Raw genomic sequence first — 25,091 nt, 5'->3', positions numbered from 1 at the left:
ATGTCCTCCCCGTAGCCTTCATTGCTGACGGAGGGAGACGTGGTGGGTGTCAGCGCCGTGCGTGTGCAAGGGCTCTGGAAGCGGTTCGGGGAGCAGGTTGCGGTCGGGGGGATCGATCTGGAGCTGCCCGCGGGGCGGTTCATCGGGCTGGTCGGGCCCAACGGGGCCGGGAAGACCACCACCTTGTCCATGGTGACCGGGCTGCTGCGGCCCGATCAGGGCACCGTCGAGATCGTCGGGCACGACGTGTGGCGGGATCCGGTGGAGGTCAAGGCCCGGATCGGGGTGCTGCCGGAGGGGCTGCGGCTGTTCGAGCGGCTATCGGGGCGTGAACTGCTCGCGTACACGGGGCGGTTGCGGGGGCTGCCCGGTGGCGAGGTCGACAAGCGGGCCACGCAGCTGCTCGACGTCCTCGATCTGGCCGGTGCCCAGCACAAGCTCGTCGTCGACTACTCGACCGGCATGCGCAAGAAGGCCGGGCTCGCCGCCGCCCTGCTGCACAATCCGGAAGTCCTCTTCCTGGACGAGCCGTTCGAGGGTGTCGACCCGGTCTCCGCGCAGACCATCCGGGGCGTTCTGGAGCGGTACACGGCGTCCGGCGCCACGGTCGTGTTCTCTTCCCACGTCATGGAGCTCGTCGAGTCGCTGTGCGACTGGGTGGCCGTGATGGCCGCCGGCCGGATCCGCGCCCATGGTCCGCTCGCCGAGGTGCGCGGGGACGCGCCCTCGCTGCAGCGGGCGTTCCTGGAGCTGGTCGGGGCGGACAGCCGGGACGCAGGTTCGGATCTGGACTGGCTGGGCGGGGGTTCCCGGTGAGCGCCGTGAGCACTCCCGCCGCCCTCACCTCCGTCTTCGTCCGGCTGAAACTGTCCCTGCTGCGCAACGGGCTGCGGCAGTCCGGCGGGCGGAAGGCCGCGTACATCGCCTCCGCCGTCGTCGTCCTGCTGTTCGCCGCGCTGCAACTGCTCGGGCTGATCGCACTGCGCGGCTCTGGCCATGTCGAGTCGCTGGTGGTGCTGCTCGTGGCGGTGCTGGGGCTCGGCTGGGCGGTGATGCCGCTGTTCTTCCCCGGAGGCGACGAGACCCTCGACCCGACCCGGCTGGTGATGCTGCCGCTGCGGCCGCGACCGCTGGTGCGGGCCCTGCTCGTGTCCTCGCTGGTCGGTATCGGGCCGCTGTTCACGCTGTGCCTGCTCACCGGTTCCGTGATCGCCGTCGCGCACGGCGGGGCGGCGTTCGCCGTGGGCGTCCTCGCCGTGCCGCTGGCGCTGCTGGTGTGCGTGGCGCTCGCGCGGGCGATGGCCGCCGCCAACGTACGGCTGCTCACCAGCCGCAAGGGCCGGGACCTCGCGGTGCTCAGCGGGCTGGTGATCGCCGTCGGGGCGCAGGTGGTCAACTTCGGGGCGCAGCGGCTGGGTTCCTCCGGTCTGGAGCAGCTCGACCCGGCGGCGGACGTGCTGCGGTGGTTCCCGCCGGCGTCGGCGGTCGCCGCGGTGCACACGGCGGGCGAGGGGGCGTACGGGGTCGCGCTGGCGCAACTGGCGCTGAGCGCGGCGGCGCTGGCGGGGCTGCTCGCGCTGTGGTCGCGGTCCCTGACGCGGCTGATGACCTCGCCGGACGGTTCCACCCTCCAGGCGGCCGGGGACACGGCGGTCCGCGACCGCGCGTCGACGGGCCTGTCCCGGCTGCTGCCGCCGGGCCGCACGGGTACGGCCATGGAGCGCAGCCTGCGCTACATCTGGCGTGATCCGAAGACGAAGGCCGCGTGGGTGACCTCGCTGGCGATCGGGCTGATCGTGCCGGTGTTCAACGCCTGGCAGGGCACCGGCTCGGTCTACTTCGCCTGTTTCGCCGCCGGGATGCTCGGCATCCAGATGTACAACCAGTTCGGGCAGGACACCTCGGCGTTCTGGATGGTCGCGATGACGATCTCGTCGACCGGGGACGCGTACGTCGAGCTGCGCGCCCGCGCGCTGGCGCTGCTGCTGGTCACCCTGCCGTACGCCACGCTCGTCACCGTGCTGACGACGGCGATGCTGGGCGACTGGGCGCGGCTGCCGGAGGCGCTGGGTCTGTCCTTCGCGCTGCTCGGCGCGATGCTCTCGACGGGCGCGTGGACCTCGGCCCGCTTCCCGTACTCCATCCCGCAGGAGGGCCACAAGAACGTCGCCCCGGGGCAGGTGGGGCTGGCCTGGATCTCCATCTTCGGCGGCATGGTCGCGGCGGCGGTGCTGTGCGTCCCGGTCATCGCCCTCACCATCTGGCTGAACATCGCCGGGGGCGGCGACGACTGGCTGTGGCTGCTGCTGCCGGTGGGCACGGCGTACGGCGCGGCCCTGACGTTCCTCGGCCTGCGGCTGGCGGCCCCACAGACGGCCCGCCGGCTGCCGGAGATCCTGACGGCGGTGAGCAAGGGGTGAGGATCGGGAGCGCCACCGGGGACGGCTGGAACGGTGCCGGTCGGGTCTCCCGCCGGTCGTAGGCGTCCAAGGAGGCGGGAGGTCCGCGCGGGAGGCCGGGTCCCGCGACGTGGCGGAGGGGATCGAGCACGTGGCATTCCGGCGCGCGGCCCGCGGCGGTCGCCGTGAGGGAGGCAGTGCACAGGGCTCCCCGCTGCGGCAAGGCGGTCCTCTGTCCCGGCGTGGCCACCACCCCCGGCCTGCGGGTTCCGGTGTGTTGATCCCCCGCACCACCCGGCGGGACGCCACCGGGCGGGACGCCTGGGCGTACCCCGTGGCGGGCCGCGCCGGGGAGCGGTGTCGCCGCGTTCCCGTCGCGGAGTGGGGTCAGCGGTCGTCCAGTGAGTCCAGGAAGGGTTCGATCGCCGTGAGCCAGGTCTCCGGCTGGTCGTAGTGGACCAGGTGGCCGGCGTCGGCGACCTCCGCGTACCGGCCGTGGGGCATGACGCGGACCATTTCCTGGGCCTCCGCGCGGCCGAGTTCGCCGTCGAGGCCGCGGACCACCAGGGCGGGGCAGCGCACCTGGGCCAGTTCCTCCCAGTGCGCGTCGAAGACCCAGGTCTCGCGGGAACGGAGCATCTGGTCCGGGTCGAACACCGGACGCCAGCCGTCCGGGGACTCGGCCATCACCTCGGCGTAGAACGCGCCGCGGGCCGGGTTGGGCCGCTCCACCCAGGGGTCGTCCTCGCCGAACCACTTGCGTACGTCGGCGAGCGTGGCGAACGGGACCGGCCAGGCCTTGAACCACTCCGCCCACTCGCGCTGCGAGGCGGCCCCGAGGGCGGAGGCCCGCATGTCGCAGATGACCAGCCCGCGCACCAGGTCGGGGCGTTTGGCGGCGAGTTGCCAGGCGGTCAGCGCGCCCATCGCGTGGCCGATGAGGACGGCGGGGCCGAGGCCGAGCTGTTCCAGGGCGGCCTCGGCGTCGTCGACGTAGGCGTCACGGGTGAAGGAGGCCTGCGGGGGCTTGTCGCTGCGGCCGTGGCCGCGCTGGTCGAGGGCGACCGCGCGGTACCGCCCGGAGAGCCGGCGGGCGGTGGACGCCCAGTGCGAGGCGCGGCCCATCAGGCCGTGCAGTAACAGCACACCGGGGGCGTTCTGCGCGGCGCTCTCCGCCGGGTCGGCCCCGTTCTTGGCCGGGTCGCCGAACTCCCAGGCGGCGAGCCGTACGCCGTCCGCCCCGGTCACGTCGATGCGTCGCGCCATGGTCCTGGCACCCCCCAAGCTCGCTGCCTGCCCGCTGCCTGTGTACTGGCCCTGCCTGTTGCCACTGCCCGCAGATTATCGAATGAAGATTCGAAAATGGCTTCTCGCCCGGCAACACCCCTCGTTCGAGTGACCCCCCGCGGGGATTGATCGCCGCGGCCCGGGGGAGATCTTCATCGGGAGGCGGACCGCTCGGGGAAAACGGTCCGAGGGGAATGACCCTGAGAGCTCGGGGCTCCGGGTCAGCACAGGGGAGGACAGGCCCCGGCGCCGTGCGGCGCCGGGGCTCCTCACGTGGTCACGGCACATCGTCCCGCCCCTCCCCTGCCGGGGTGACATCGCTGTCGGCCCGGCCAGAGCCACTCAGGTCATATGCCTCACGCGACAGCCTCGCACGCGGATCCGGTGAGCGCTGCGATTCGCCGCAGTGGATCTCGGATTCGGCGCGTTCACCCCTCACACCGGCGGGCGCGAACCGCCCGCCCGGCCACCCGGTGCCCCGTCCCACCGGCCGGTCGGTCAGGGCTTGGCGACGAACACGTGCGAGGCCACCTCCGACTCCAGCTCGGCCGCCTCGCCGCTGCTGCCCACCAGCACCCCGCCCGCCGACTCCGTCACGCTGACCACCGAACCGGGCTGCACGCCCGCCCGGCGCAGCGTGTACATGAGCTGCGCGTCCGTCTGGATCGGCTCGCCGATCCGGCGCACCACGACCGTCTTGCCCCCGGCGCCCGGGTCGAGGTCGGCCAGGGACACCATGCCCTCGTCCAGGAACGGGTCGGCCCCGTCCTTCTCGCCCAGCTCCTCCAGGCCCGGGATCGGATTGCCGTACGGCGACTCGGTGGGGTGCCTCAGCAGCTCCAGCACGCGACGCTCGACGGCCTCGCTCATCACGTGCTCCCAGCGACAGGCCTCGGCGTGGACCTGCTCCCACTCCAGGCCGATCACGTCGACCAGGAGACACTCGGCGAGGCGGTGCTTGCGCATCACGCGCGTGGCCAGCCGGCGGCCCTCGTCGGTGAGCTCCAGGTGCCGGTCGGGGGCGACGGACACGAGGCCGTCGCGCTCCATCCGCGCCACCGTCTGGCTGACCGTCGGCCCGCTCTGGTCGAGCCGCTCGGCGATCCGGGCGCGCATGGGGACCACACCTTCCTCCTCCAGCTCGAGGATGGTGCGGAGATACATCTCCGTGGTGTCGATCAGTCCGGACATACATGCCCCTCGATGAGATCTGCGGATGGCTCTGCCGGAGGCTGGACGGCTCACCGGCGCGTGCGCTGGCCCAGGAACCAATTCTGACGCATAGGACCGACAACCGGGCCGCGCAGTGGAAACGAGGGGCCGCACGGAGGGGAAACCCCGCCGTCGGGCGCCGTATTGACACGACACTGGTCCAGACCGCACGGTGATCCGCAACACTCCTGCACGAAGTGCCCGAAGGGATGCCGCATGAGCGACCGCACGCCGGCCGATCGGTTCCTCGACGCCGCGATCGACCTGCTGCAGCGGATCCGCGACGAGGAGGCCGAGTCCGTCGCGGCGGCGGGCACGCTGCTCGCCGACACGGTCGCGGGCGGCGGCCGGCTCTTCGCCTTCGGCGCCGGGCACTCCTCGCTGGCCGCGCAGGACCTCGTCTACCGGGCCGGCGGGCTCGCCCTGATGAACCTGCTCGCCGTGCCGGGGGTCGTCGGCGTCGACGTGATGCCGGCCACGCTGGGCTCCGCCCTGGAGCGGGTCGACGGCCTCGCGGGCGTCGTGCTCGACTCCTCACCCCTCCGCGCGGGCGACGCGCTGATCATCATCTCGCTGTCCGGGCGCAACGAGCTGCCCGTGGAGATGGCCGTGAAGGCCCGGGAACGGGGCGTACGGGTGATCGGCGTGACGTCGGTGGCGTACGCGGCGCAGACGACGTCCCGGCACTCCTCCGGGACGTTCCTGAAGGACCACTGCGATCTCGTGCTGGACTCCCGGATCGCGGTCGGTGACGCGGAGCTCACCCTCGACAACGTGCCGGCGCCCTTCGCTCCCGCGTCCACGGTGGTCACCACGGCGCTTCTGCAGTCCGTCATGGCCACGGCGGCGGCGGTTCTCGCCGACCGCGGCATCGAGCCTCCGCTCCTGCGCTCCGGCAACGTGGACGGCGGCCACGAATGGAACGCCCGCATCATGGACGAGTACGGCGACCGGATCTTCTACCGCCATTGATCTCGCCCCCGCCGCCCTTTCCCGTTCCCGAACCCGGGGCTCCGCCCCAGACCCCGCTCCTCAAACGCCGGAGAGGCTGAATCTCAGCCTCTCCGGCGTTTGAGGAGCGGGAGTTTTGGGGGCAGCACCCCCGGGTTCGGGAACGGGAAGGGGCGGCGGGGGCGAAAAACAAATGTCAGCGGTCGTCGCCGAGAAGCCCCGCCAGGTCCAGGGCCGTGGCGATGCGAACCGCCACATCCTCCGCGTACATCGCGTCGGAGCGCTCGAACGCGCTACGCCCCGCCCCCCGCAGAAACGTCACAGCACCAAGCGTCCGCCCCCGACTGCGCAACACCACGCACAAGGCGTGCACCGCATCCCCCGGCCACTGCCGCGCCAGCGCCCACGCCCGCGCCTCCTCGGCCCCCATGGAGCCGACATCCGCCCGCACCGTCCCGACCCGCTCCACACACTGCACCGCCGGATGCCCCTCCCCGTACCGCACCGGCAGCCCCGCCCGCCCGGCGAGCCTGCTCGGCCCCGGCGCACCGGACGGCGTGGCGGCGATCCGCACCAGCCGCACCCGTTCGACGCCCTCCGCACCGTCGGCCACCCGGTCGATCAGCGCGTGATCGGCGAACCCGGCCAGCGCGAAGTCCAGATGGACCGTCGCCGCCTCCGCCGGGTCCTCGCACTCCGCCGCCGCGCGCGCCGCGCGGTGCAGCTGCTGCGCGCGGAACCGCAGCAGCGACGCCTCCTGCTCGCCCTGCCGGGCCTCGGTCACGTCCTGGAACAGCCAGCCGACCCCGAGCGGCACCGGCTCCTCCGCCAGCGGTGACGCCAGCCGCACGAACCCGCTCCGCCAGCACCGCCGCCGCTCGCCCTCCGGCGTGCGCACACTCACCCACAGCTCGGCCGGCGCGGGCGGCGCGCCCTCCGCGAGGACATGGGTGAGCGCGCTCTCCAGCTCCTCCACGCCCTGCGCCAGCAGCTCCCCCAGCGGCCGGCCCAGTACGGACGTACGCCCCGCCCCCAGCGCCCGCGCGGCGTGCGCGTTCACCACCGCGGGCCGCAGATCCGCGTCGACCAGGACGACACCCCAGCTCGCGTCCTCCAGCAGCGCCTCGCTCAGCGCGATCGACCGCTCCAGGTCGATCTGCGCGTGCACCTCGCTGAACGCGCAGTACACCCCCGCCGGCTTCCCGTCCGGCCCGCGCACCGCCGCGGACTGCGTCCGCACCAGCACCCGGCCGCCGTCCTTCGTCAGCAGCGCGAACTCGTTGACCTGCCGGCCCGGCGCGTCCATGACCGACATCAGCCGCGCCTCGACCTCCTCGGCGTCCGCGCTGCGCACGGCCCACCCGGCGAACCCGGCCCGGCCCACCGCCTCCTCCGCGCTCCAGCCGAGGATCCGCTCCGCCTCACGGTTCCAGTGCGTGACCGTCCCGTCCGCGTCGAAGGCGCACAGGGCGGCGTCCATACCGTCGAGCAGCGCGGCGAGGAGGTCGGAGCCGTCCGACCCCTCCCGCGCGGGCTCGGGCTCGTCCGGCCCCAGCTCGTCGGTGGTCCCACTACGCCGGGAAGCACTCACCTGGACCCCCTGCAGGCTGCGTCCGCACGTACGGCACGACGGTTCACTCACTTGCAATCATTCAACTTGAACGTGACTCAGCGCACATCGGGTTCCCGCAAGATTGAGAGAATCGTTGTACGCGGTCGTCTTCCCACGAAGCGGTCGCTCTCCCTACGCGGGGGAGGACACCAGCCGCAGGTCGACCCACTCGTCGCGCTCGCCGTCCAGCACGTACCGCTCCCGCTCGACGAAGCCCTTCGCCGCGGCGAACCGCAGCCCCTCCGCGTTGGCCGCCAGCACCACGGTCTCGACCTCCTCGGCCCCGAGCCCGCGCGCGTGCGCCAGCCCCTTCTCGTAGAGCGCCGCGCCGATCCCCCTGCCCCGGTGCCCGGGCAGCACCCGCGCGATGACGGTCGCCACGGCCTCCTCGCCCTGCGGGGGCCGTACCGTCGAGCAGCCGACGAGTACGTCACCGTCGTACGCGTTCTCCAGCCGGTACCCGCGCGTGAGCCGCTCCCGTGCCTCGTCGGGTGTCATCGCGGCGGGCGGCACGATCACGTTGTGGACGTGCCGCCACTGCTCCAGCATGGCGTCGCCGTCCACGACGTCGATACGAAGATCACTCATCCGGCAAGCCAATCGCGCCCCCGCGCGGGGGTCAACGAAAAAAGTGGTTGATACGGCGCCGATCCCTTCTTAGGGTGGCAGTACTTCGGAAAGGAGGTGGTTCGGCAGATGTATGACAACCGGACGGAAGAGGTGGCTGCGGGCTAGTGGCCCGCCGTCGTACTCGGTTCGGCGCCGGGCCAGCGTGTGCGAGATACACGCAGCCGGCCTAACCCAACGCAGTCACCCGACCCGCGAGTCGCCGGTAACGTCCGGCCGGCTCCTCCCCAGGGAGGAACCAGACTCGCGGGTCGCCTGCGTTTCGGGGCCTTTCCTCAGCGGGCGATGTCCGCGTACCCCTCGATCTCGCGCGGGTCGCGCGTGCCCGGCCCGACATAGCGGGCCGAGGGCCGGACCAGGCGGCCCGTGCGCTTCTGCTCCAGGATGTGCGCCGACCAGCCCGCCGTACGGGCGCAGGTGAACATCGAGGTGAACATGTGCGCCGGGACCTCGGCGAAGTCCAGCACGATGGCCGCCCAGAACTCCACGTTGGTGGCGAGCACCCGGTCGGGGCGGCGGGCGTGCAGCTCGGCCAGGGCGGCCTTCTCCAGGGCCTCGGCGACCTCGAAGCGCGGGGCGCCGAGTTCGCGGGCGGTGCGGCGCAGGACGCGGGCGCGGGGGTCCTCCGCGCGGTAGACGCGGTGGCCGAAGCCCATGAGGCGCTCGCCCTTGTCGAGGGCCTGCCTGACGTACGCCTCGGCGTCCCCGGTGCGCTCGATCTCCTCGATCATGCCCAGCACGCGCGAGGGGGCGCCGCCGTGCAGCGGTCCCGACATGGCGCCGACGGCTCCCGAGAGGGCCGCCGCGACGTCCGCGCCGGTCGAGGCGATGACCCGCGCGGTGAACGTGGAGGCGTTCATGCCGTGCTCGGCGGCCGACGTCCAGTACGCGTCGACGGCCGCGACGTGCTTGGGGTCGGGCTCACCGCGCCAGCGGATCATGAAGCGTTCGACGATGGACTCGGCCCTGTCTATCTCGCGCTGCGGCACCATGGGCAGGCCCTGGCCGCGCGCGGACTGGGCGACGTAGGACAGGGCCATGACGGCGGCGCGGGCGAGGTCGTCGCGGGCCTGCTCGGCATCGATGTCGAGGAGCGGTTTCAGGCCCCACACGGGCGCCAGCATGGCCAGCGCGGACTGCACGTCGACGCGGATGTCGCCGGAGTGCACGGGGATCGGGAACGGCTCGGCGGGCGGCAGCCCGGGGTTGAACGCCCCGTCGACGAGCAGCCCCCACACGTTGCCGAAGGAGACGTGCCCGACCAGATCCTCGATGTCGACGCCCCGGTACCGCAGGGCGCCGCCCTCCTTGTCGGGTTCGGCGATCTCCGTCTCGAACGCGACGACTCCTTCGAGCCCGGGTACGAAGTCGGACATCTGGCGGCTCCTTGTGAGGTGGGTGACAGATGGTGTTGTGGGGTGGGACGACCATGTGTCGGCAGTCGGCAGAAGCGTGGGCGCGCGTCCGGTGGATCCGCGGTCCGTGTCGAACGGACTCGCGGTCCGGGACGTCACCTCTGTGATGCCCGGCTGGCGGTCACCCAACCGGATCAGTGGCAGCACGATATCCCCGAGTGCCATCTTTGGGGAGAGTTCGCGGCACTCAGTGCCACCACGTGACGAAGGACACCGCGCTCCCGGGGGCTGCGCGCATACGGCAGGATGACGGCGTGACCGACCGAGACGCCGTTCCCCTCGATCTCGCCTCGATGCGCAAGCAGTACCGGACCGAGGGGCTCTCCGAGACCGACCTGGCCGCCACCCCCGTCGAACAGTTCGCGCGCTGGTTCAAACAGGCCGCGACGGACGGCGGGCTGTTCGAACCGAACGCCATGATCGTCTCGACGGCGGACGCGGCGGGCCGGCCCGGCTCGCGCACGGTGCTGCTGAAGCACTTCGACGACGACGGGTTCGTCTTCTACACGAACTACGACTCCCGCAAGGGCCGCGACCTGGCGGAGAACCCCCACGTCTCGCTCCTCTTCCCCTGGCACCCGATGGCCCGGCAGGTCATCGTCACCGGCACCGCGCGCCGCACCGGCCGCGACGAGACGGCCGCCTACTTCCGCACCCGCCCGCACGGCTCCCAGCTCGGCGCGTGGGCCAGCGGCCAGTCCTCGGTGATCGCCGACCGCGCGGAGCTCGACGCGACCTACGCCGACCTGGCGGCCCGCTACCCGGAGCACGAGCAGGTACCGGTGCCGCCCCACTGGGGCGGCTTCCGGGTGACCCCGCGAGAGGTGGAGTTCTGGCAGGGCCGGGAGAACCGGCTGCACGACCGCCTGCGGTACGTGGCGGAGGCGGGCGGGGGCTGGCGGGTGGAGAGGCTCAGCCCGTGAACGGGCGGGGATCCCGCGGGCCGGACGGGGAGGCGGCAGCGCTGTCGCCGGCCGAGGCGGCGGTGGAGGCCCGCGCCCTCGCCGCGCGGGGTGAGGTCACGGCGGACGACGTCACCGACGTCCTCCGCGCGGTGCGCGAGGCCCGCGAGCGGGCGTGATCGCGCGCGTTCTCACAACTTGCCCCACACGCGTCTGACGCGGTGGCCGCCGAGGGCGTGGGAGAACCGGGTCAGGAATTCCGGCGTGAACTCGGGCCAGTTCCAGAACTCGAAGCCGAGGTGGGCGAAGGCGAAGTAGTCGTCGGCCCAGCGCCACTCCGGCAGCGGGACGGACTCGGCGCAGGCGGGGCAGACCACCTGCGCCTCCCCGGTCTCGTCCCAGGTCTCCATGGCCGCGCGGAAGGGCGCCCACACGTCGTCGATCGTGTCCCAGGTGTCCGTGACCAGCCGCGTGGTGGCCGCGCACCGCGGGCAGGTCACCGCCTCGGGATCGCCCTGGCCGCCGTCGAAGACGGTGCGCCCCACCTCCACGGCCAGTCCGTCCGACGGCTCCCAGTCGGCGTCGTCCTCCGCCACGGCGCGGTGCCAGTTCGGGCCCGGCGGATACCCGAGCGGCTGCCCGAGGACGCAGCCGGTGCGCTCGGCGAGGACGATGTCCTCGGCCACCAGCCACGTGACCGCGCGGTCCGCGAGTTCCGCCGCCTCGTCGGCGCCGGCGTCGAGGTCGACGATCGTCTGGAAGTGGTCACCCATGCGGAGACCGTAGGCCCCGCCACTGACAACGCCCTCAGCCCAGCGCCTCGTCCAGCAGCACCGCCCACTGCGCCACCACCCGTTCCCGGCGGGCCCCGTCGTCGGTGAGGAGGGTGGCGAGGCCCAGGCCCCGGGCCATGTCCAGCAGGCCCTGGACGGTTTCGCGGACGCCGGGACGGGACTCGTCGGCGCCGAGGAGTTCGACGGCGGTGCGGTGGGACTCGCGGCCGACGCGCAGCTCCAGCTCGGTCACGCGCGGGCGCAGCTGTTCCTCGTTGGAGGCGGCGACCCAGAGGTGGAGCGCCGCGCGGAAGACGGGGCCGGTGTAGAGGTCGACGAGGGCCGCGATCACCGCGCGGCGGTCGCCGGCCGCGGCGCCCTCCGGGAAGAGGGCGCGCAGGGCGGTGGAGCGCTCCTCGGCGACGTACTCGACGGCGGCCGTGAAGAGGTCCTCACGGGTCGGGAAGTGGTGCTGGGCGGCCCCTCGGGAGACGCCCGCGCGTTCGGCGACGACGGAGACCGTGGAGCCCGCCCAGCCGTGCTCGGCGAGGCAGGCCACGGCGGCCTCCAGGAGCCGCTGCCGGGTGGCCCGGCTGCGGTCCTGCTTGGGGACTCGTTCCGCACGGTCGGCCGTGCTCACACCACCCATTCCGGATCCCGTCGTTCGAGGAAGGCCGTCATTCCCTCGCGCGCGTGGGCGGAGGCGAAGAGGCGTGCCGAGAGCGCGGTCATGTCGGCCGCGTCCCGGTCGAAGGTCTCCAGCACCCTAGCCGTGAGCAGCCGTTTCGTCTCGGCCAGGGCTTCGGGGGCGGATCTGCGCAGGCCGTCGAGGATGGGCGCGAGGACCTCGTCCACGTCGTCGCCGGCGGCGGTGAGCAGGCCGATGCGGGCGGCCTCGGCGGTGTCGAGGCGTTCGCCGGTGAGGTAGTAGCGGGCCAGGGCGCGCGGCTCGGTGCGGGGCAGCAGCGGCAGCGAGATCACGGCGGGCGCGACCCCGATACGGACCTCGGTGAAGGCGAACGTCGCCGCGCGGGAGGCGACGGCGACGTCACAGGCGGCGAGCAGGCCGAGGCCGCCCGCGCGGACGTGCCCGGTGACCCGCGCGAGGACCGGTTTGGGCAGCTCGACGATCCCCCGCAACAGGCCCACCAGCGCCTCGGGCGCGGGCGGGTCGCGCAGGTCGGCGCCCGCGCTGAAGGTGTTGCCGGTGTGGGTGAGGACCACCGCGCGGACGCCGGTGTCCTCGCCGGCGTCGGTGAGCGCGTCGGCCAGTTCGCCGACGAGGGCGGCGGACAGGGCGTTGCGGCGCTCCGGGGCGTCGAGACAGAGCGTTTCGACACCCCGCGCGCGGCTGCGGCCGATCAGGGTCACGAGGGCTCCTTGTGCGCCGCGCGGAGCTCACGGCGCAGGATCTTTCCGGAGGCGGCGCGCGGGACGCCGTCGATGAAGGTGACGTGCCGGATGCGCTTGTACGGGGCGACGTGCTCGGCGACGTACATCATGACCTCGCCCGCGGAGAGGTCCGGGGCGGACGGCTGACGGACGACGTGGGCGTGCGGTATCTCGTTGCCGTCCTCGTCGTAGACGCCGATGACGGCGGCGTCCGCGATGCCGGGGTGGGTGAGGAGCAACGCCTCGAGTTCGGCGGGGGCGACCTGGAAGCCCTTGTACTTGATCAGTTCCTTCACCCGGTCCACGACGAAGAGCCAGCCTCCCTCGTCGACGTGGCCGACGTCGCCGGTGTGCAGCCAGCCGTCCTCGTCGATCATCGCGGCGGTGGCGTCGGGGCGGCCGAGGTAGCCCTTCATGATCTGCGGCCCGCGGATGAGGATCTCGCCGGACTCACCCGGTCCGAGGTCCTTGCCGGGGTCGTCGAGGGAGACGATCCGCATCTCGGTGCCGGCGATGAGCTTGCCGACGGTGCCGGGAGGCGCGTCGCTCATGGCGTCCAGGGGGACGACGTGGGTGCCGGGCGAGAGTTCCGTCATGCCGTACGCCTGCCCGACGGGCGGCAGCCCGAGCCGCCGCGAGCAGGCGGCGGCGAGGCTCGCGTCCAGAGGTGCGGCGGCGCTGACGACGTGCTTCAGGGACGACAGGTCGTACCGGTCGACCAGCGGGTGCTTGGCGAGGGCCAGGACGATCGGCGGGGCCACGTACAGGCCGGTGATGCGGTGGTTCTGGATGGCCGCGAGGAACGTCTCCAGGTCGAAGCGCGGCAGGACGACGACGGTGGCGCCCTGCCGGAGCGGGGCGTTCATCAGGGCCGTCAGGCCGTAGATGTGGAAGAACGGGAGCACGGCGAGGACGCGGTCGCCGGGGCCCGCCGTGATCAGCGGCTGGAGCTGCGCGAGGTTGGTGGCGATCTGCCGGTGGGTGAGCATCACGCCCTTGGGGACACCGGTGGTGCCGGAGGAGTACGGCAGGGCGGCGACGTCCTCGGCCGGGTCGATGTCGACCACCGGCTCGGGCGCGGTGGAGGCCAGCATGTCGATCAGGGAACGGTGTCCGGGCGCGCTGTCGCAGACGAAGATCTCCTCGATCCCGCCGGCCAGCTCGGCGGCCCTCCGCGCGGTCTCCAGCAGCGGTGAGACGGTGACGATCCAGCGGGCAGCGCAGTCCCCCAGCTGCTTGCCGAACTCCTCGGCGGTCGCGAGCGGGTGCACGGTGGTGACGGAGGCGCCCGCGCGGGTGGCCGCATAGAACGCGGTGGGGAAGGCGACCGTGTTGGGGCTGTGCAGGGCGAGCACGTCCCCCTTGCGCACGCCCGCCTCGGCGAGGGCGGCGGCGACCCGCCGGTGGAACCGGTCCACCTGCTCGTACGTGAGGGTGGCGCCGTCGGTGCCGTCGATCAGTGCCGGGGTGCTGCCGAACTCGGCGGCCCGCGCGAGCACCGCGTCGTGGATGGGGAGTTCTACGGGGGAGACGTCTGCGTACTCGCTTCGGAACATGGTTCCTCCAAGACGGCCGAGGGGGCCATGAGGGCCTAGTACGACTTGGGCAGGCCCAGGGTCTGGTGGGAGACGTAGTTGAGAATCATCTCCCGGCTCACCGGGGCGATACGAGACACGCGCGCGGCGGTTATCAGCGAGGCGAGCCCGTACTCGCGCGTGAGGCCGTTCCCGCCGAGGGTGTGCACGGCCTGGTCGACGGCCTTCACACAGGCCTCGGCGGCCGCGTACTTGGCCATGTTGGCGGCCTCGCCCGCGCCCATGTCGTCACCGGCGTCGTAGAGGTGGGCGGCCTTCTGCATCATCAGGCGGGCCAGTTCGAGGTCGATGTGCGCCTGGGCGAGGGGGTGGGCGATCGCCTGGTGGGAGCCGATGGGGGCGTTCCAGACGGTGCGTTCACGCGCGTACTCGACGGCGCGGGCGAGCGCGTGGCGGCCCATGCCGATCGCGAAGGCGGCCGTCATGATGCGTTCGGGGTTGAGGCCGGCGAAGAGCTGGAGCAGACCGGCGTCCTCGTCGCCGACGAGCGCGTCGGCGGGCAGTCGTACGTCGTCGAGGACGAGCTCGAACTGCTTCTCCACGGCGTTGAGTTCCATGTCGATGGGGCGCCGCTGGAAGCCCTCGGCGTCGCGCGGGACGATGAACAGGCAGGGCTTGAGCTTCCCGGTGCGGGCGTCCTCGGTGCGGCCCACGACGAGGGTGGCGTCGGCGATGTCGACCCCGGAGACGAACACCTTGCGGCCGGTGAGGAGCCAGTCGGTGCCGTCGCGGCGTGCCGTCGTGGTGATGCGGTGGCTGTTGGAACCGGCGTCGGGTTCGGTGATGCCGAAGGCCATCAGGCGGCTGCCGTCGGCCAGGGCGGGCAGCCACTCCCGTTTCTGGGCCTCGGTGCCGAAGCGGGAGATGACGGTGCCGCAGATCGCCGGGGAGACGATCATCATCAGCAGGGGGTTGCCGGCGGCGCCCATCTCTTCGAGGACGAGGGAGAGTTCGGTGATGCCGCCGCCGCCACCGCCGTACACCTCCGGCAGGTTGACGCCTATGTAGCCGAGCTTGGCGGCTTCCTGCCAGAAGGGGCGGTTGTCGGTGCCGGGGGTTCGGGGGTGGTTGGTCGCGAACGCGGCGACCGCTTCGCGGAGGGCCTTGTGCTCTTCGGATTCGATCGTCGGCATGAGTGCTCCTGAGGGGGAGGGGCTTCGCGTCGTGTGGAGAGTGCGGGTGATTCGTGGTTTCTCGCGCAGTTCCCCGCGCCCCTAGGCGGGTTGCACCACTGCCAGCAACATGCCGGGCTCCACCTGCTGTCCCGTTGCGGCGTGCAGGGTGCTGAGGGTTCCCGTGACCGGGGCTGTGATCTTGTGTTGCATCTTCATCGCCTCCAGCCACAACAGGGGCTGTCCGGCCTCCACCGGTGCTCCCTCGGTCAGGTTCTCCGCGATGCGGACGACCGTGCCCGGCATGGGGGCCAGGAGGGAGCCGGGGGCGTGCTGGGTGGTGGGGGCGGGGAAGCGGGGCAGGGCGGTGAGGGCGGTGGTGCCGACGTGGACGCGGTCGCCGTAGCGGCTGACCTCGTAACGGTGCCGTACGCCGTCCACGTCCAGGATCACCAGCCCCGCGTCGGCGTGCACGACCAGCACCCCGTCGGCCGCGAGGCCGCCGCGCGTGTGCCGGTAGCGGACCTCGTGTTCCTCGCCGGCCATGGCGTACCGCTTGACCTGCGGCTGCGAGGCGACGTTGCGCCAGCCGCCGAAGCGGGAGCGGCCGTGGGCGTCGGCGAGGGCGGCGGCGAGCGGGGCGTACGGGTCGGGGGCCGGGGCGGTCAGTCCGGGCAGGTGGCGGTCGTAGAAGCCGGTGTCCATACGGGCTTCCACGAACTCCTCGTGCCGCAGGGAGCGGACGAGGAGGTCCCGGTTGGTGACGGGGCCGTGGATCACCGCGCGGTCCAGCGCCGAGGCCAGCTTGCGGAGCGCCTCCGCGCGGGTGGGGGCGTGGGCGACGACCTTGGCGAGCATGGGGTCGTAGTGGACGCCGATGTCGTCGCCGTCCGTGTAACCGGTGTCCAGGCGCACGGCGTCGGGAACGGCGAGGCGGTGCAGGCGGCCGGTCTGCGGGGCCCACTCCTGGGACGGGTCCTCGGCGTAGAGGCGGGCCTCGACGGCGTGTCCACGCGCGCGTGGAGGGTCGTCCGGGAGGGTGTTTCCCTCGGCGACGCGGATCTGTTCGGCGACGAGATCCACACCGAACACGGCCTCCGTCACCGGGTGCTCCACCTGGAGGCGGGTGTTCATCTCCAGGAAGTGCGCCCGGCCGTCGGCTACGAGGAACTCGACGGTCCCGGCGCCGACGTAGGAGACGGCACGCGCGGCGCGTACGGCGAGGGCGTGGAGCTCCTCGGTGAGCGGGCCGGTGAGGCCGGGCGCCGGGGCCTCCTCGATCACCTTCTGGTGGCGGCGCTGGAGGGAGCAGTCGCGGGTGCCCAGCGCCCACACGGTGCCGTGCGTGTCGGCGAGCACCTGCACCTCGACGTGCCGGCCGCCCTCCACGTACGGCTCGACGAACACCTCGCTGTCGCCGAAGGCGCTCGCGGCCTCCGCGCGGGCGGCGGCCAGTTCGCCGTCCAGGTCCGCGAGGCGCCGTACGACGCGCATCCCGCGTCCGCCGCCGCCCGCCGCCGCCTTCACCAGCACCGGCAGGTCGGACTCGGTGACGTCCCGCAGGGGCTCGACGCCCATCAGCTCCTTGGCGCGCGTCTTGGACGCCATCGCCTCGATCGCCTCCGGGGGCGGCCCGATCCACACCAGGCCCGCGTCCTGGACGGCCCGCGCGAAGTCGGCGTTCTCGGAGAGGAAGCCGTACCCGGGGTGCACGGCGTCCGCGCCGGCCGTGAGGGCGGCCTTCACGATCAGGTCGCCGCGCAGGTAGGTGTCGGCGGGCGCCGACCCCGGCAGTCGTACCGCCGTGTCCGCCACGCGCGCGTGGAGGGCGTTCTCGTCGGCGTCCGAGTGCACGGCGACGGTTTGAATCCCCAACTCACTGCAGGTGCGGGCGATACGGCAGGCGATCTCGCCCCGGTTCGCGATCAGCAGGGAAGTGATCATCGGTCCCTCACATCCGGAAGACGCCGAAGCCACCGCGCGCGCCCTCGTAGGGCGCGGTGTGGACGGCCGACAGGCACAGGCCGAGGACGGTGCGGGTGTCGCGCGGGTCGATGACGCCGTCGTCGTAGAGCCGCCCGGACAGGAACATGGGCAGCGACTCGGACTCGATCTGCTGCTCCACCATGGCGCGCAGCGCCGCGTCCGCCTCGTCGTCGTACGGCCGTCCCTTCGCCGCCGCCGACTGCCGTGCGACGATCGACAGCACGCCGGCGAGCTGCTGCGGGCCCATGACGGCGGACTTGGCGCTGGGCCAGGCGAAGAGGAAGCGGGGGTCGTAGGCGCGGCCGCACATGCCGTAGTGGCCGGCGCCGTAGGAGGCGCCCATGAGGACGGACAGGTGGGGGACGCGGGAGTTGCTGACCGCGTTGATCATCATCGCGCCGTGCTTGATGATGCCGCCCTGCTCGTACTCCTTGCCGACCATGTAGCCGGTGGTGTTGTGCAGGAAGATCAGCGGGATGTCGCGCTGGTTGGCGAGCTGGATGAACTGCGCGGCCTTCTGGGACTCCTCGCTGAAGAGGACCCCTCGGGCGTTGGCGAGGATGCCGACGGGATAACCGTGGAGAGCCGCCCAGCCGGTGGTGAGGCTGGTGCCGTAGAGGGGTTTGAACTCGTCGAAGTCGGAGGAGTCGACGATCCGCGCGATGACCTCGCGCGGGTCGAAGGGGATCTTGAGATCACCCGGGACGATGCCCAGCAGCTCGTCCTCGTCGTACTTGGGCGGTGCGGCCGGTCCCGGGTCGCCGTAGGCCTTGCGGTGGTTGAGGCGGGCGACGACCCGGCGGGCCTGGCGGAGCGCGTCCGGTTCGTCGACGGCGAAGTGGTCGGCGAGGCCCGACACGCGCGCGTGCATCTCGGCGCCGCCCAGGGACTCGTCGTCGCTCTCCTCCCCGGTGGCCATCTTCACCAGCGGCGGGCCGCCGAGGAACACCTTCGCCCGCTCCTTGACCATGATCACGTGGTCGGACATGCCGGGGATGTACGCGCCTCCGGCGGTGGAGTTGCCGAAGACGACGGCGACGGTGGGGATGCCGGCCGCCGAGAGCCGGGTGAGGTCCCGGAAGATCGCGCCGCCCGGGATGAAGATCTCCTTCTGGGAGGGCAGGTCGGCGCCGCCGGACTCGACGAGGCTGATGCAGGGCAGCCGGTTGGCGAGCGCGATGTCGTTGGCGCGCAGGGCCTTCTTCAGCGACCAGGGGTTGCTGGCGCCGCCGCGCACGGTCGGGTCGTTGGCGGTGATCAGGCACTCCACGCCCTCGACGACACCGATGCCGGTGACGAGCGAGGCGCCGACGGTGTGGTCGCTCCCCCACGCGGCCAGCGGGGACAGCTCCAGGAAGGGCGTGTCGGGGTCGAGGAGCAGCTCGATGCGCTCGCGGGCGAGCAGCTTGCCGCGCTTCCGGTGCCGTTCGACGTACTTGTCGCCGCCGCCCGCGAGGGCCTTGGCGTGCTCGGTGTCGAGTTCGGCCAGCTTGGCGAGCATGGCGTCCCGGTGCGCGCGATACTCCGGGTCGGCCGTTTTCAGGGCGGATTCGAGGACCGTCACAGGAGGGCCTCCGGGATGTCGAGGTGCCGGGAGCGCAGCCATTCGCCGAGCGCCTTGGCCTGCGGATCGAAGCGGGCCTGCGCGGCGACGCCCTCGCCGAGGATCCCCTCGACGAGGAAGTTGAGGGCGCGCAGGTGGGGCAGGACGTGCCGGGTGACGGGCAGGTCGCGGGCCTCGGGGATCAGCTCCCGCAGCCGCTCGACGGTCAGCTCGTGCGCGAGCCACCGCCAGGCGTCGTCGGAGCGGACCCAGACGCCGACGTTGGCGTTCCCGCCCTTGTCGCCGCTGCGGGCGCCGGCGAGGAGGCCGAGGGGGGCTCTCTTCGTGGGTCCGGCGGGCAGCGGCTCGGGGAGCACGGGTTCCGGTACGTCGGCGAGTACGGCGGTGTCGTGCGGTACGTCCACGGCGATACGGCGTCCGTCGTGGAGGACGGCCACATGGTCGACGTCACCATGGGGGACGTACGCATCCTCGAAGACGCCATAGGGGGAGCCCTTGCCCGGTGGCGCCATCACATGGAATCCGGGATAGCTGGCCAGCGCCAGCTCGATGGCGGCCCCGCTCAGCACCCGTCCGACCGCCTCCTGCGCGGGGTCCCGTACGACGAGACGCAGCAGCGCGCTCGCGGTCTCCTCGGTGCCGGCGTCGGTCCGGTCGGTGCGGGCCAGTTCCCAGCGCACGTCGGCGGGCGGCGACTTGGCGAGCGCGTCGCTCATCTGCTCCTTCACGAGGCCGGCCTTGGCCTCGATGTCGAGCCCGGTGAGCACGAAAACGACCTCGTTGCGGAAGCCCCCGAGCCGGTTGCGCCCGACCTTGAGCGTGGGCGGTGGGGCTTCTCCTCGGACGCCTTCGACGCGCACCCGGTCGGGCCCGTCCTGCCGCAACCGCACGGTGTCGAGGCGCGCGGTGACGTCCGGCCCGGCGTACCGGGCTGCGCCGGTCTCGTACAGCAGTTGCGCGGTGACCGTGCCGACGTCGACGAAGCCGCCGGTTCCGGGGTGCTTGGTGATGACGCTGCTGCCGTCGGCGTGGATCTCCGCGAGCGGGAATCCGGGCCGCCGGAGATCGCCGGGGCGGCGCTCGCCGAAGAAGGCGTAGTTCCCGCCGGTCGCCTGCGCCCCGCACTCCAGCACGTGCCCGGCGACGACGGCCCCCGCGAGCCGGTCGTGGTCCGTCGGCGCCCAGCCGAAGTGGGCGGCGGCGGGCCCGGTGACGAGGGCCGCGTCGGTGACCCGCCCGGTGACGACCACGTCGGCGCCCGCGCGGAGGCACTCCGCGATCCCGAACCCGCCGAGGTAGGCGTGGGCGGCGAGGCTGCCGGGGTACCGCGCGGTGAGGTCGTCGCCCTCGACGTGCGCGACCCGTACGGGGATGCCGAGCCGGTCGGCGAGGGCGCGTACGGCGTCGGCGAGCCCGGCGGGGTTCAGCCCGCCGGCGTTGGTGACGATGCGTACCCCCCGCTCATGGGCGAGTCCGAGGCAGTCCTCCAGTTGCCGCAGGAAGGTGCGCGCGTACCCGGCGGAGGGGTCCTTCAGCCGGTCGCGGGCGAGGATGAGCATGGTCAGCTCGGCGAGGTAGTCGCCGGTGAGGACGTCGACCTCACCGCCGGTGAGCATCTCGTGGAGGGCGTCGAAGCGGTCGCCGTAGAAACCGGAGAAGTTCCCGATGCGCAGGGTCACCGGGTGCCCTCCTTCGACGGGCGTCCACCGCCGGGCGGCCCGGCGAAGGCCTGGGCGATGTCCAGCCAGCGGTCGGCGTCGGGGCCGTCGGCGGTGAGGGCGAGGTCCGCGCGGTGGGCGCGCTGGGTGACGAGGAGGCAGAAGTCGAGCGCGGGGCCGGTGACCCGCTGGGGCGCGTCCTCGGGACCGTACGTCCACACCTCGCCCCCCGGCCCGACGAGCTCGACGCGGAAGGGGTCGGTCGGCGGGGTGAGCCCGTGCGTCCCGTAGGCGAAGTCCCGCGTCCGCACCCCGAGCCAGGCCACATGCCTGAGCCGGTCGCTGGGTGGCCGCATCACACCGATCGTGTCCGCCACGTCCTGTCCATGGGCCCAGGTCTCCATGAGACGGGCGGTGGCCATGGTGGCGGCGGACATGGGCGGCCCGTACCAGGGGAACCGCGCCCCGGCCGGCGCCTCCCGCAACGCCTTCTCCAGCGCCGCACGCCCCTCCCGCCACCGCGCGAGCAGTTCGGCGGGCGCGGACCGGGCGTACTCCTCGGCACCCTCGTCGACGAAGGTGTGCGGTGCGGCGAGGGCCTTCTCCACCAGCGCCCGGAACCCGTCCGGGTCGGTGACGGCGAGCAGCGCGGAGCGGTCGGTCCAGGCGAGGTGGGCGATCTGATGGGCCAGGGTCCAGCCGGCGGCGGGCGTCTGCAGCGCCCACTGCTCGGTGCCGAGTCCGGCCACCAGCCGGTCGAGCTCCTCGCTCTCCTCACGCAGATCGTCGATCACGGGCGTCGGATCGGACACGAGGCGCTCCCCTCGGGACACGGACACGGCGGTGTGCGGCACGGTTGCGTGGAGCATCGCAGCGCGGCCATAAACAAGCAAGCATGCTTGCATGATTTTTCCGGCCGACCGAATACCGGCCGCCCTCTCCCGCCGAGCCGTCAGGCGAGAGGATCGGGCGTGACCTGCCAGATGGTGACCAGCTCCGAACGTGGCGTGACCATGTAGACGAAGAATCCGCCGGAGACGAAGGCGTGCTTCGCCCCTTCGTCCATTCCCTGGTACGCGGGCCCGTGAAGGTAGAGCGCTTCCGCCGCTCTGACCAGTTCGTCAGCCGCCTTCTTCACCTCGACGAGGAATTCCGGCGGAGCACCGTCCGCGACGGTCTCTTCGTCGGGGACGTATTCCCAACGCCAGGTCACTCCGCGTGCACCGCCTTGGCGGCGTCGCGGTACAGGGAACTCGCCGTCGCCAGATGTGTGCGTGCCTCGTCCGCCGTAGTGGCGATCCGGGCGAGGTACTCGGCGCGGTGGTAGGCCTGGGCCATGGCCGGGTGGCGCTCGATCTCGATCAGAGCGGCCCAATGGCTGAGGTAAGCGTGCACCGGCTTGAGCGAACCGTGCTCCACGGCCTCCGCGAGCGCTTGGTCCTTCGCCTGGTCGTACGCCGCCAGAAGGCCGGGGGCGACGACCGTGCAGGCGGCCCGCAGGGCACCCGGTGTCCGCTCGGGGCGGGGGATCAGCGGACGATCGCCGACGGTCTCACTGTGCTGCACGCTCATGGCGCTGCTCCCTTCGTGTCTCCGGGGACGTGCCGGTCACGCGACGAGGCCGGTTGCTTCGAGAGACGGGAGCGACTCTAGCCCTGACGCGCCTCGCCGCGCCCGGCGTTCGTCAGGAGGCGGCCCCCGCCCCCTTCGCCCTCCCCCGCCCCACCTGCGTCCGCACCGCCCCCATGCTCGCCGCGATGACCAGGGCGATGGCGGCGGCCTCGGCGGTGGAGAGCGCCTGGTCGAGGATGAGGAAGCCGGCGGCTGCGGCGAGGGCCGGTTCCAGGCTCATCAGGATCGCGAAGGTGGAGGCGGGCAGGCGGCGCAGGGCGAGCAGTTCCAGGGTGTACGGGAGGACGGAGGACAGCACCGCGACCGCCGCGCCCAAACCGAGGACCGTCGGGTCGAGGAGCTTCGTACCGGACTCGATGACGCCCAGCGGCAGGAAGAGGACCGCCGCCACGGCCATCGCGAGGGCGAGACCGTCCGCCTGCGGGAAGCGGCGCCCCGTACGCGCGCTGAAGACGATGTACGCCGCCCACATGGCGCCGGCGGCCAGCGCGAAGACCACACCCAGCGGGTCGAGACTGCTGAAGCCACCGCCGCCCAGGAGGAACACACCGGCGAGGGCCAGGGCGGCCCACACGATGTTGACCGCCCGCCGGGAGGCCAGCACGGACAGCGTGAGCGGGCCGAGAACCTCCAGCGTGACCGCCGGGCCGAGCGGGATGCGCGCGACGGACTGGTAGAACAGCCCGTTCATCGCCGCCATGGCGACGCCGAAGACGATCACCGTGCCCCAGTCGGCGCGCGAGTGCCCGCGCAGCTTCGGCCGGCACAGCACCATCAGCACGAGCGCCGCCACCAGCAGCCGCAGCGTCACCACCCCGAGCGCACCGGCCCGCGGCATCAGCGTCACCGCCAGCGCCCCGCCGAACTGCACGGAGACCCCACCGGCGAGCACGAGCCCGACCGGCCCGAGGGAACCCCGTCCGCGCGGGGCGCCGGCCGGGGCGGACGCATGGCCGTGCTGTCCCGACCCTGCTGTGGTGGACGGGGTGGCGGCGCTGGGGATGGTCACGGGGGCTTCCTGGGGACTCGGTACTACGGGGAGCGGAGTTCCTGCCGGGCAGGATGCATCACACTGAACTCTTCAGTCCAGAGTAATGGACTTCACCCCTTCCGGACAGGACCGTAAAGCATCTACGTACCTGACGATGAGTCCCCCTACCCGTCCGGGTCAACCCGGTTCCGTCATGCGGACCCCGCTCCTCACGGGCTGGGACGGGCCGGGAGCCGGGCCGTCGGGCACGGTGGCCTTCCGGAGAGGGAACGGGCGGGAAGGGCGGGGTTCACTCGGAGACGGCGACGTAGCGCATGTCGTCCTCGTCCTCGTCCTCCTCGCACCGGTCGGACAGGTCCACCCGCACGCCCGCCGGTTCGAGGGCGTCCCGGAGCCGCAGCATCATGGCGTCGCTGAGGTAGTGGTGGTGCAGGTCTAGGTAGCGCAGGTGGCTGAGCGGCTGCCCGCCCAGCAGGGCCGCGGCACCCTCGTCGCTGAGCACACCCATCGACAGCTTGAGCGATTCGAGCCGGGCCACGACCGGGGCCTGCGCCACGGCGGCCGCTATCTCGTCCTGGAACCGGCTGTTCTGCAGCCCCAGATGGCGCAGGGAGGGCAGCCGCTCCCCGGTGAGCAGCGGTCCGAGGTCCTCCACCGTCGTGTCGCAACCGTAGTGCGGTTCGCCCAGCCACAGCTCCAGGCACTCCAGGGACGGCAGGTCGGACGCGGCCACGTTGCGCACGACCGAGGCGGGCAGCCCGCCGCTCTCGAAGCGCAGGGTGCGCAGCCCTTCGTGACGGACGACGGGGAACTCCAGTTCGTTGCTGCCGCGTATCCCGAGCTCCCGCAGCCGGGGGTACGCCTCCAGGAGGGGGGCGACATCGCCCTGCTCCAGCCAGGAGATCTCGCACTCCTCGAAGTGGACGTCGGCGAGGAACAGCGCCTCCAGGCCGGTGAACCGGTGGCGCAACTCGACGAGGTCCTCGATCTGCCGGTGGGCGCTGCTGTCGAAGTCGTACCACGGGCTGCCGATGAGGAGAGCGCGCACCTCCTCCAGCGGCATGGTCTCGAGGAAGCGGTTCCAGTAGGCGCCGGCGTCCTCGTCCTCTTCCCTGGTGCCGACCCGGACGCACCACGCCACGGACGCGGGATCGTCCGGCAGGGGGAGGCCGGAGGACGCTTCCGGGAAGTCCAGGACCGGAAGTCCATGGAATGAGGTCAAGTGGTCCACGTCGCGCGGGTGCTGAGGCACACCGGTCGGCAACTCCATGACGTCCCCTTGGTTTCGCGTCGGTCGAGGTGTCCACCGTTCTAGCAGCGGCCTGTGACAACACCCGTACGCTCCCCGGGCGGGGGACCCGGCCCCTTTGCGGGTACCTTCCCCATGACGCCCCCTTGTGCCCGCCCCACCACATCCACCGAGGTCCCGTGCGCCGACTCATTGCCCGTCTCTGGCGACTCCTGCGCCCCGTGCAGAGCCGCATCATGTGGCTGCTGCACGCCAAGTTCGTGGTCGGCGTGACCGGCGTCGTACGCGACGACGAGGGGCGGGTGCTCCTGCTCCGGCACCGGATGTGGCCCCCGGGCCGCCAGTGGGGCCTGCCGAGCGGTTTCGCCCGCAAGGGCGAGGACTTCCGGGCGACGGTGGTGCGCGAGGTCAAGGAGGAGACGAACCTCGACGTGGAGGTGGGCCGTCTGACCATGCTGAACAGCGGCTTCCGTACGCGTATGGAGGTGGCCTACGAGGCTCGCCTGCTGGGCGGCGAGCTGCGCCTGGACCCCTTCGAGATCCTGGAGGCCCGCTGGTGCCGCCCGGACGACCTCCCGGAGGGCGTCCAGCCGGTGTGCCATCCGCTGGTACGGGGCGAGACGGCTCCCTGAGAGCGCCGGGCCCGTACGCGCGGACTTTACGCCTCAGGCCGCTCGGCGACGAAGGACCCGAGGCCCACTTCGGCGCGGACCGGCCCCTCCCTCTTCAGGCGG

Annotated in this window: 24 protein-coding genes; 6 read left to right on the top strand and 18 right to left on the bottom strand. The window is 72.5% G+C overall.

The annotated features are described in order from the left end of the window. Positions 1–24 precede the first annotated feature (24 nt). Both AMK33_RS21260 and AMK33_RS21255 read left to right on the top strand, forming a co-directional pair. Positions 25–816 carry an ABC transporter ATP-binding protein gene (locus AMK33_RS21260; RefSeq protein ID WP_073934557.1) on the top strand — a complete coding sequence of 264 codons (792 nt, stop codon included), beginning with the start codon at positions 25–27 and terminating at the stop codon, positions 814–816. Positions 817–821: 5 nt separating this feature from the next. Beyond that, a complete protein-coding gene (locus AMK33_RS21255; protein WP_107425173.1) occupies positions 822–2,420 on the top strand; it encodes a transporter in 1,599 nt (532 codons plus the stop codon). A gap of 366 nt (positions 2,421–2,786) precedes the next feature. Here AMK33_RS21255 and AMK33_RS21250 read toward each other — a convergent pair whose 3' ends face one another. Then, complete coding sequence (locus tag AMK33_RS21250; protein ID WP_073934468.1) at positions 2,787–3,665, bottom strand: alpha/beta fold hydrolase; 879 nt, start codon at positions 3,663–3,665, stop codon at positions 2,787–2,789. 519 nt (positions 3,666–4,184) lie between these two features. Next, a complete protein-coding gene (locus AMK33_RS21245; protein WP_073934467.1) occupies positions 4,185–4,877 on the bottom strand; it encodes a metal-dependent transcriptional regulator in 693 nt (230 codons plus the stop codon). A 237-nt stretch (positions 4,878–5,114) separates the two neighbouring features. On the opposite strand from AMK33_RS21245, the gene AMK33_RS21240 reads away from it, so the two are divergent. Then, entirely contained in the window at positions 5,115–5,870 is a 756-nt protein-coding gene (locus tag AMK33_RS21240) for an SIS domain-containing protein (RefSeq protein ID WP_073934466.1), read from the top strand. Positions 5,871–6,045: 175 nt separating this feature from the next. Here AMK33_RS21240 and AMK33_RS21235 read toward each other — a convergent pair whose 3' ends face one another. From AMK33_RS21235 to AMK33_RS21225, 3 genes are all read right to left on the bottom strand, one after another. Then, on the bottom strand, positions 6,046–7,440 hold the full coding sequence (locus AMK33_RS21235; RefSeq protein ID WP_073934556.1) for a PAS domain-containing protein: 1,395 nt from the start codon (positions 7,438–7,440) through the stop codon (positions 6,046–6,048). 153 nt (positions 7,441–7,593) lie between these two features. After that, positions 7,594–8,049 carry a GNAT family N-acetyltransferase gene (locus AMK33_RS21230; protein WP_073934465.1) on the bottom strand — a complete coding sequence of 152 codons (456 nt, stop codon included), beginning with the start codon at positions 8,047–8,049 and terminating at the stop codon, positions 7,594–7,596. Between the two features lie 314 nt (positions 8,050–8,363). Continuing rightward, the gene (locus AMK33_RS21225) at positions 8,364–9,464 is read right to left on the bottom strand and encodes a citrate synthase 2 (protein WP_073934464.1); all 1,101 of its coding nucleotides are present in this window, start codon (positions 9,462–9,464) and stop codon (positions 8,364–8,366) included. A 293-nt stretch (positions 9,465–9,757) separates the two neighbouring features. Between AMK33_RS21225 and pdxH the strand changes: the two genes are divergently transcribed. Then, entirely contained in the window at positions 9,758–10,426 is a 669-nt protein-coding gene (gene pdxH, locus AMK33_RS21220) for a pyridoxamine 5'-phosphate oxidase (RefSeq protein ID WP_073934463.1), read from the top strand. Continuing rightward, positions 10,423–10,584: a hypothetical protein gene (locus AMK33_RS42470; protein ID WP_158075133.1), complete on the top strand. Its 162-nt coding sequence runs from the start codon at positions 10,423–10,425 to the stop codon at positions 10,582–10,584. Before pdxH ends, AMK33_RS42470 begins: the two co-directional genes overlap by 4 nt. A gap of 12 nt (positions 10,585–10,596) precedes the next feature. On the opposite strand, the gene AMK33_RS21215 is transcribed toward AMK33_RS42470, so the two are convergent. From AMK33_RS21215 to AMK33_RS21155, 13 genes are all read right to left on the bottom strand, one after another. Then, complete coding sequence (locus tag AMK33_RS21215; protein ID WP_073934462.1) at positions 10,597–11,178, bottom strand: hypothetical protein; 582 nt, start codon at positions 11,176–11,178, stop codon at positions 10,597–10,599. Positions 11,179–11,212: 34 nt separating this feature from the next. Further along, a complete protein-coding gene (locus tag AMK33_RS21210; RefSeq protein WP_073934461.1) occupies positions 11,213–11,827 on the bottom strand; it encodes a TetR/AcrR family transcriptional regulator in 615 nt (204 codons plus the stop codon). Further along, positions 11,815–12,549 (bottom strand): enoyl-CoA hydratase family protein, encoded by a 735-nt coding sequence (locus AMK33_RS21205; protein ID WP_073934460.1) that lies wholly within the window; start codon positions 12,547–12,549, stop codon positions 11,815–11,817. The genes AMK33_RS21210 and AMK33_RS21205 overlap by 13 nt, the downstream gene beginning before the upstream one ends. Next, positions 12,546–14,126 (bottom strand): 4-coumarate--CoA ligase family protein, encoded by a 1,581-nt coding sequence (locus AMK33_RS21200; protein WP_073934459.1) that lies wholly within the window; start codon positions 14,124–14,126, stop codon positions 12,546–12,548. Before AMK33_RS21200 ends, AMK33_RS21205 begins: the two co-directional genes overlap by 4 nt. 35 nt (positions 14,127–14,161) lie before the next feature. Next, a complete protein-coding gene (locus AMK33_RS21195; RefSeq protein WP_073934458.1) occupies positions 14,162–15,298 on the bottom strand; it encodes an acyl-CoA dehydrogenase family protein in 1,137 nt (378 codons plus the stop codon). 81 nt (positions 15,299–15,379) lie between these two features. Then, positions 15,380–17,221: an acetyl/propionyl/methylcrotonyl-CoA carboxylase subunit alpha gene (locus AMK33_RS21190; protein ID WP_073934457.1), complete on the bottom strand. Its 1,842-nt coding sequence runs from the start codon at positions 17,219–17,221 to the stop codon at positions 15,380–15,382. 7 nt (positions 17,222–17,228) lie between these two features. Then, positions 17,229–18,827 carry an acyl-CoA carboxylase subunit beta gene (locus tag AMK33_RS21185; RefSeq protein WP_073934456.1) on the bottom strand — a complete coding sequence of 533 codons (1,599 nt, stop codon included), beginning with the start codon at positions 18,825–18,827 and terminating at the stop codon, positions 17,229–17,231. Then, positions 18,824–20,506 carry an acyclic terpene utilization AtuA family protein gene (locus AMK33_RS21180; RefSeq protein WP_073934455.1) on the bottom strand — a complete coding sequence of 561 codons (1,683 nt, stop codon included), beginning with the start codon at positions 20,504–20,506 and terminating at the stop codon, positions 18,824–18,826. Before AMK33_RS21180 ends, AMK33_RS21185 begins: the two co-directional genes overlap by 4 nt. Further along, positions 20,503–21,297, bottom strand: a complete 795-nt coding sequence (locus AMK33_RS21175) for a TIGR03084 family metal-binding protein (RefSeq protein ID WP_073934454.1) — start codon at positions 21,295–21,297, stop codon at positions 20,503–20,505. Before AMK33_RS21175 ends, AMK33_RS21180 begins: the two co-directional genes overlap by 4 nt. A gap of 140 nt (positions 21,298–21,437) precedes the next feature. Further along, the gene (locus tag AMK33_RS21170) at positions 21,438–21,698 is read right to left on the bottom strand and encodes a hypothetical protein (RefSeq protein WP_073934453.1); all 261 of its coding nucleotides are present in this window, start codon (positions 21,696–21,698) and stop codon (positions 21,438–21,440) included. Then, complete coding sequence (locus tag AMK33_RS21165; RefSeq protein WP_073934452.1) at positions 21,695–22,057, bottom strand: DUF6247 family protein; 363 nt, start codon at positions 22,055–22,057, stop codon at positions 21,695–21,697. The genes AMK33_RS21170 and AMK33_RS21165 overlap by 4 nt, the downstream gene beginning before the upstream one ends. A 112-nt stretch (positions 22,058–22,169) precedes the next feature. Next, positions 22,170–23,126 (bottom strand): EamA family transporter, encoded by a 957-nt coding sequence (locus tag AMK33_RS21160; RefSeq protein ID WP_073934451.1) that lies wholly within the window; start codon positions 23,124–23,126, stop codon positions 22,170–22,172. Between the two features lie 271 nt (positions 23,127–23,397). Beyond that, positions 23,398–24,378, bottom strand: a complete 981-nt coding sequence (locus AMK33_RS21155) for an STM4015 family protein (protein WP_073934450.1) — start codon at positions 24,376–24,378, stop codon at positions 23,398–23,400. Between the two features lie 158 nt (positions 24,379–24,536). Here AMK33_RS21155 and AMK33_RS21150 point away from each other — a divergent pair, with 158 nt between their 5' ends. Next, positions 24,537–24,989 (top strand): NUDIX hydrolase, encoded by a 453-nt coding sequence (locus tag AMK33_RS21150; RefSeq protein ID WP_073934449.1) that lies wholly within the window; start codon positions 24,537–24,539, stop codon positions 24,987–24,989. Positions 24,990–25,091: the final 102 nt, after the last annotated feature.

Origin of the sequence: Streptomyces sp. CB02400 (genome assembly GCF_001905725.1) — a bacterium.
GTDB classification, from domain to species: Bacteria; Actinomycetota; Actinomycetes; order Streptomycetales; family Streptomycetaceae; genus Streptomyces; species Streptomyces atrovirens.
The sequence above is the reverse complement of the archived record's forward strand: the minus strand, read 5'-3'. Positions and strand labels throughout refer to the sequence as shown.

Coding starts and splice junctions, on each gene's coding strand:
- AMK33_RS21215 (WP_073934462.1), bottom strand. CDS start 11,178: ATGGGTGACCACTTCCAGACGATCGTCGACCTCGACGCCGGCGCCGAC.
- AMK33_RS21250 (WP_073934468.1), bottom strand. CDS start 3,665: ATGGCGCGACGCATCGACGTGACCGGGGCGGACGGCGTACGGCTCGCC.
- AMK33_RS21165 (WP_073934452.1), bottom strand. CDS start 22,057: ATGAGCGTGCAGCACAGTGAGACCGTCGGCGATCGTCCGCTGATCCCC.
- AMK33_RS21225 (WP_073934464.1), bottom strand. CDS start 9,464: ATGTCCGACTTCGTACCCGGGCTCGAAGGAGTCGTCGCGTTCGAGACG.
- AMK33_RS21210 (WP_073934461.1), bottom strand. CDS start 11,827: ATGGGTGGTGTGAGCACGGCCGACCGTGCGGAACGAGTCCCCAAGCAG.
- AMK33_RS21200 (WP_073934459.1), bottom strand. CDS start 14,126: ATGTTCCGAAGCGAGTACGCAGACGTCTCCCCCGTAGAACTCCCCATC.
- AMK33_RS21240 (WP_073934466.1), top strand. CDS start 5,115: ATGAGCGACCGCACGCCGGCCGATCGGTTCCTCGACGCCGCGATCGAC.
- AMK33_RS21230 (WP_073934465.1), bottom strand. CDS start 8,049: ATGAGTGATCTTCGTATCGACGTCGTGGACGGCGACGCCATGCTGGAG.
- AMK33_RS21245 (WP_073934467.1), bottom strand. CDS start 4,877: ATGTCCGGACTGATCGACACCACGGAGATGTATCTCCGCACCATCCTC.
- AMK33_RS21195 (WP_073934458.1), bottom strand. CDS start 15,298: ATGCCGACGATCGAATCCGAAGAGCACAAGGCCCTCCGCGAAGCGGTC.
- AMK33_RS21190 (WP_073934457.1), bottom strand. CDS start 17,221: ATGATCACTTCCCTGCTGATCGCGAACCGGGGCGAGATCGCCTGCCGT.
- AMK33_RS21155 (WP_073934450.1), bottom strand. CDS start 24,378: ATGGAGTTGCCGACCGGTGTGCCTCAGCACCCGCGCGACGTGGACCAC.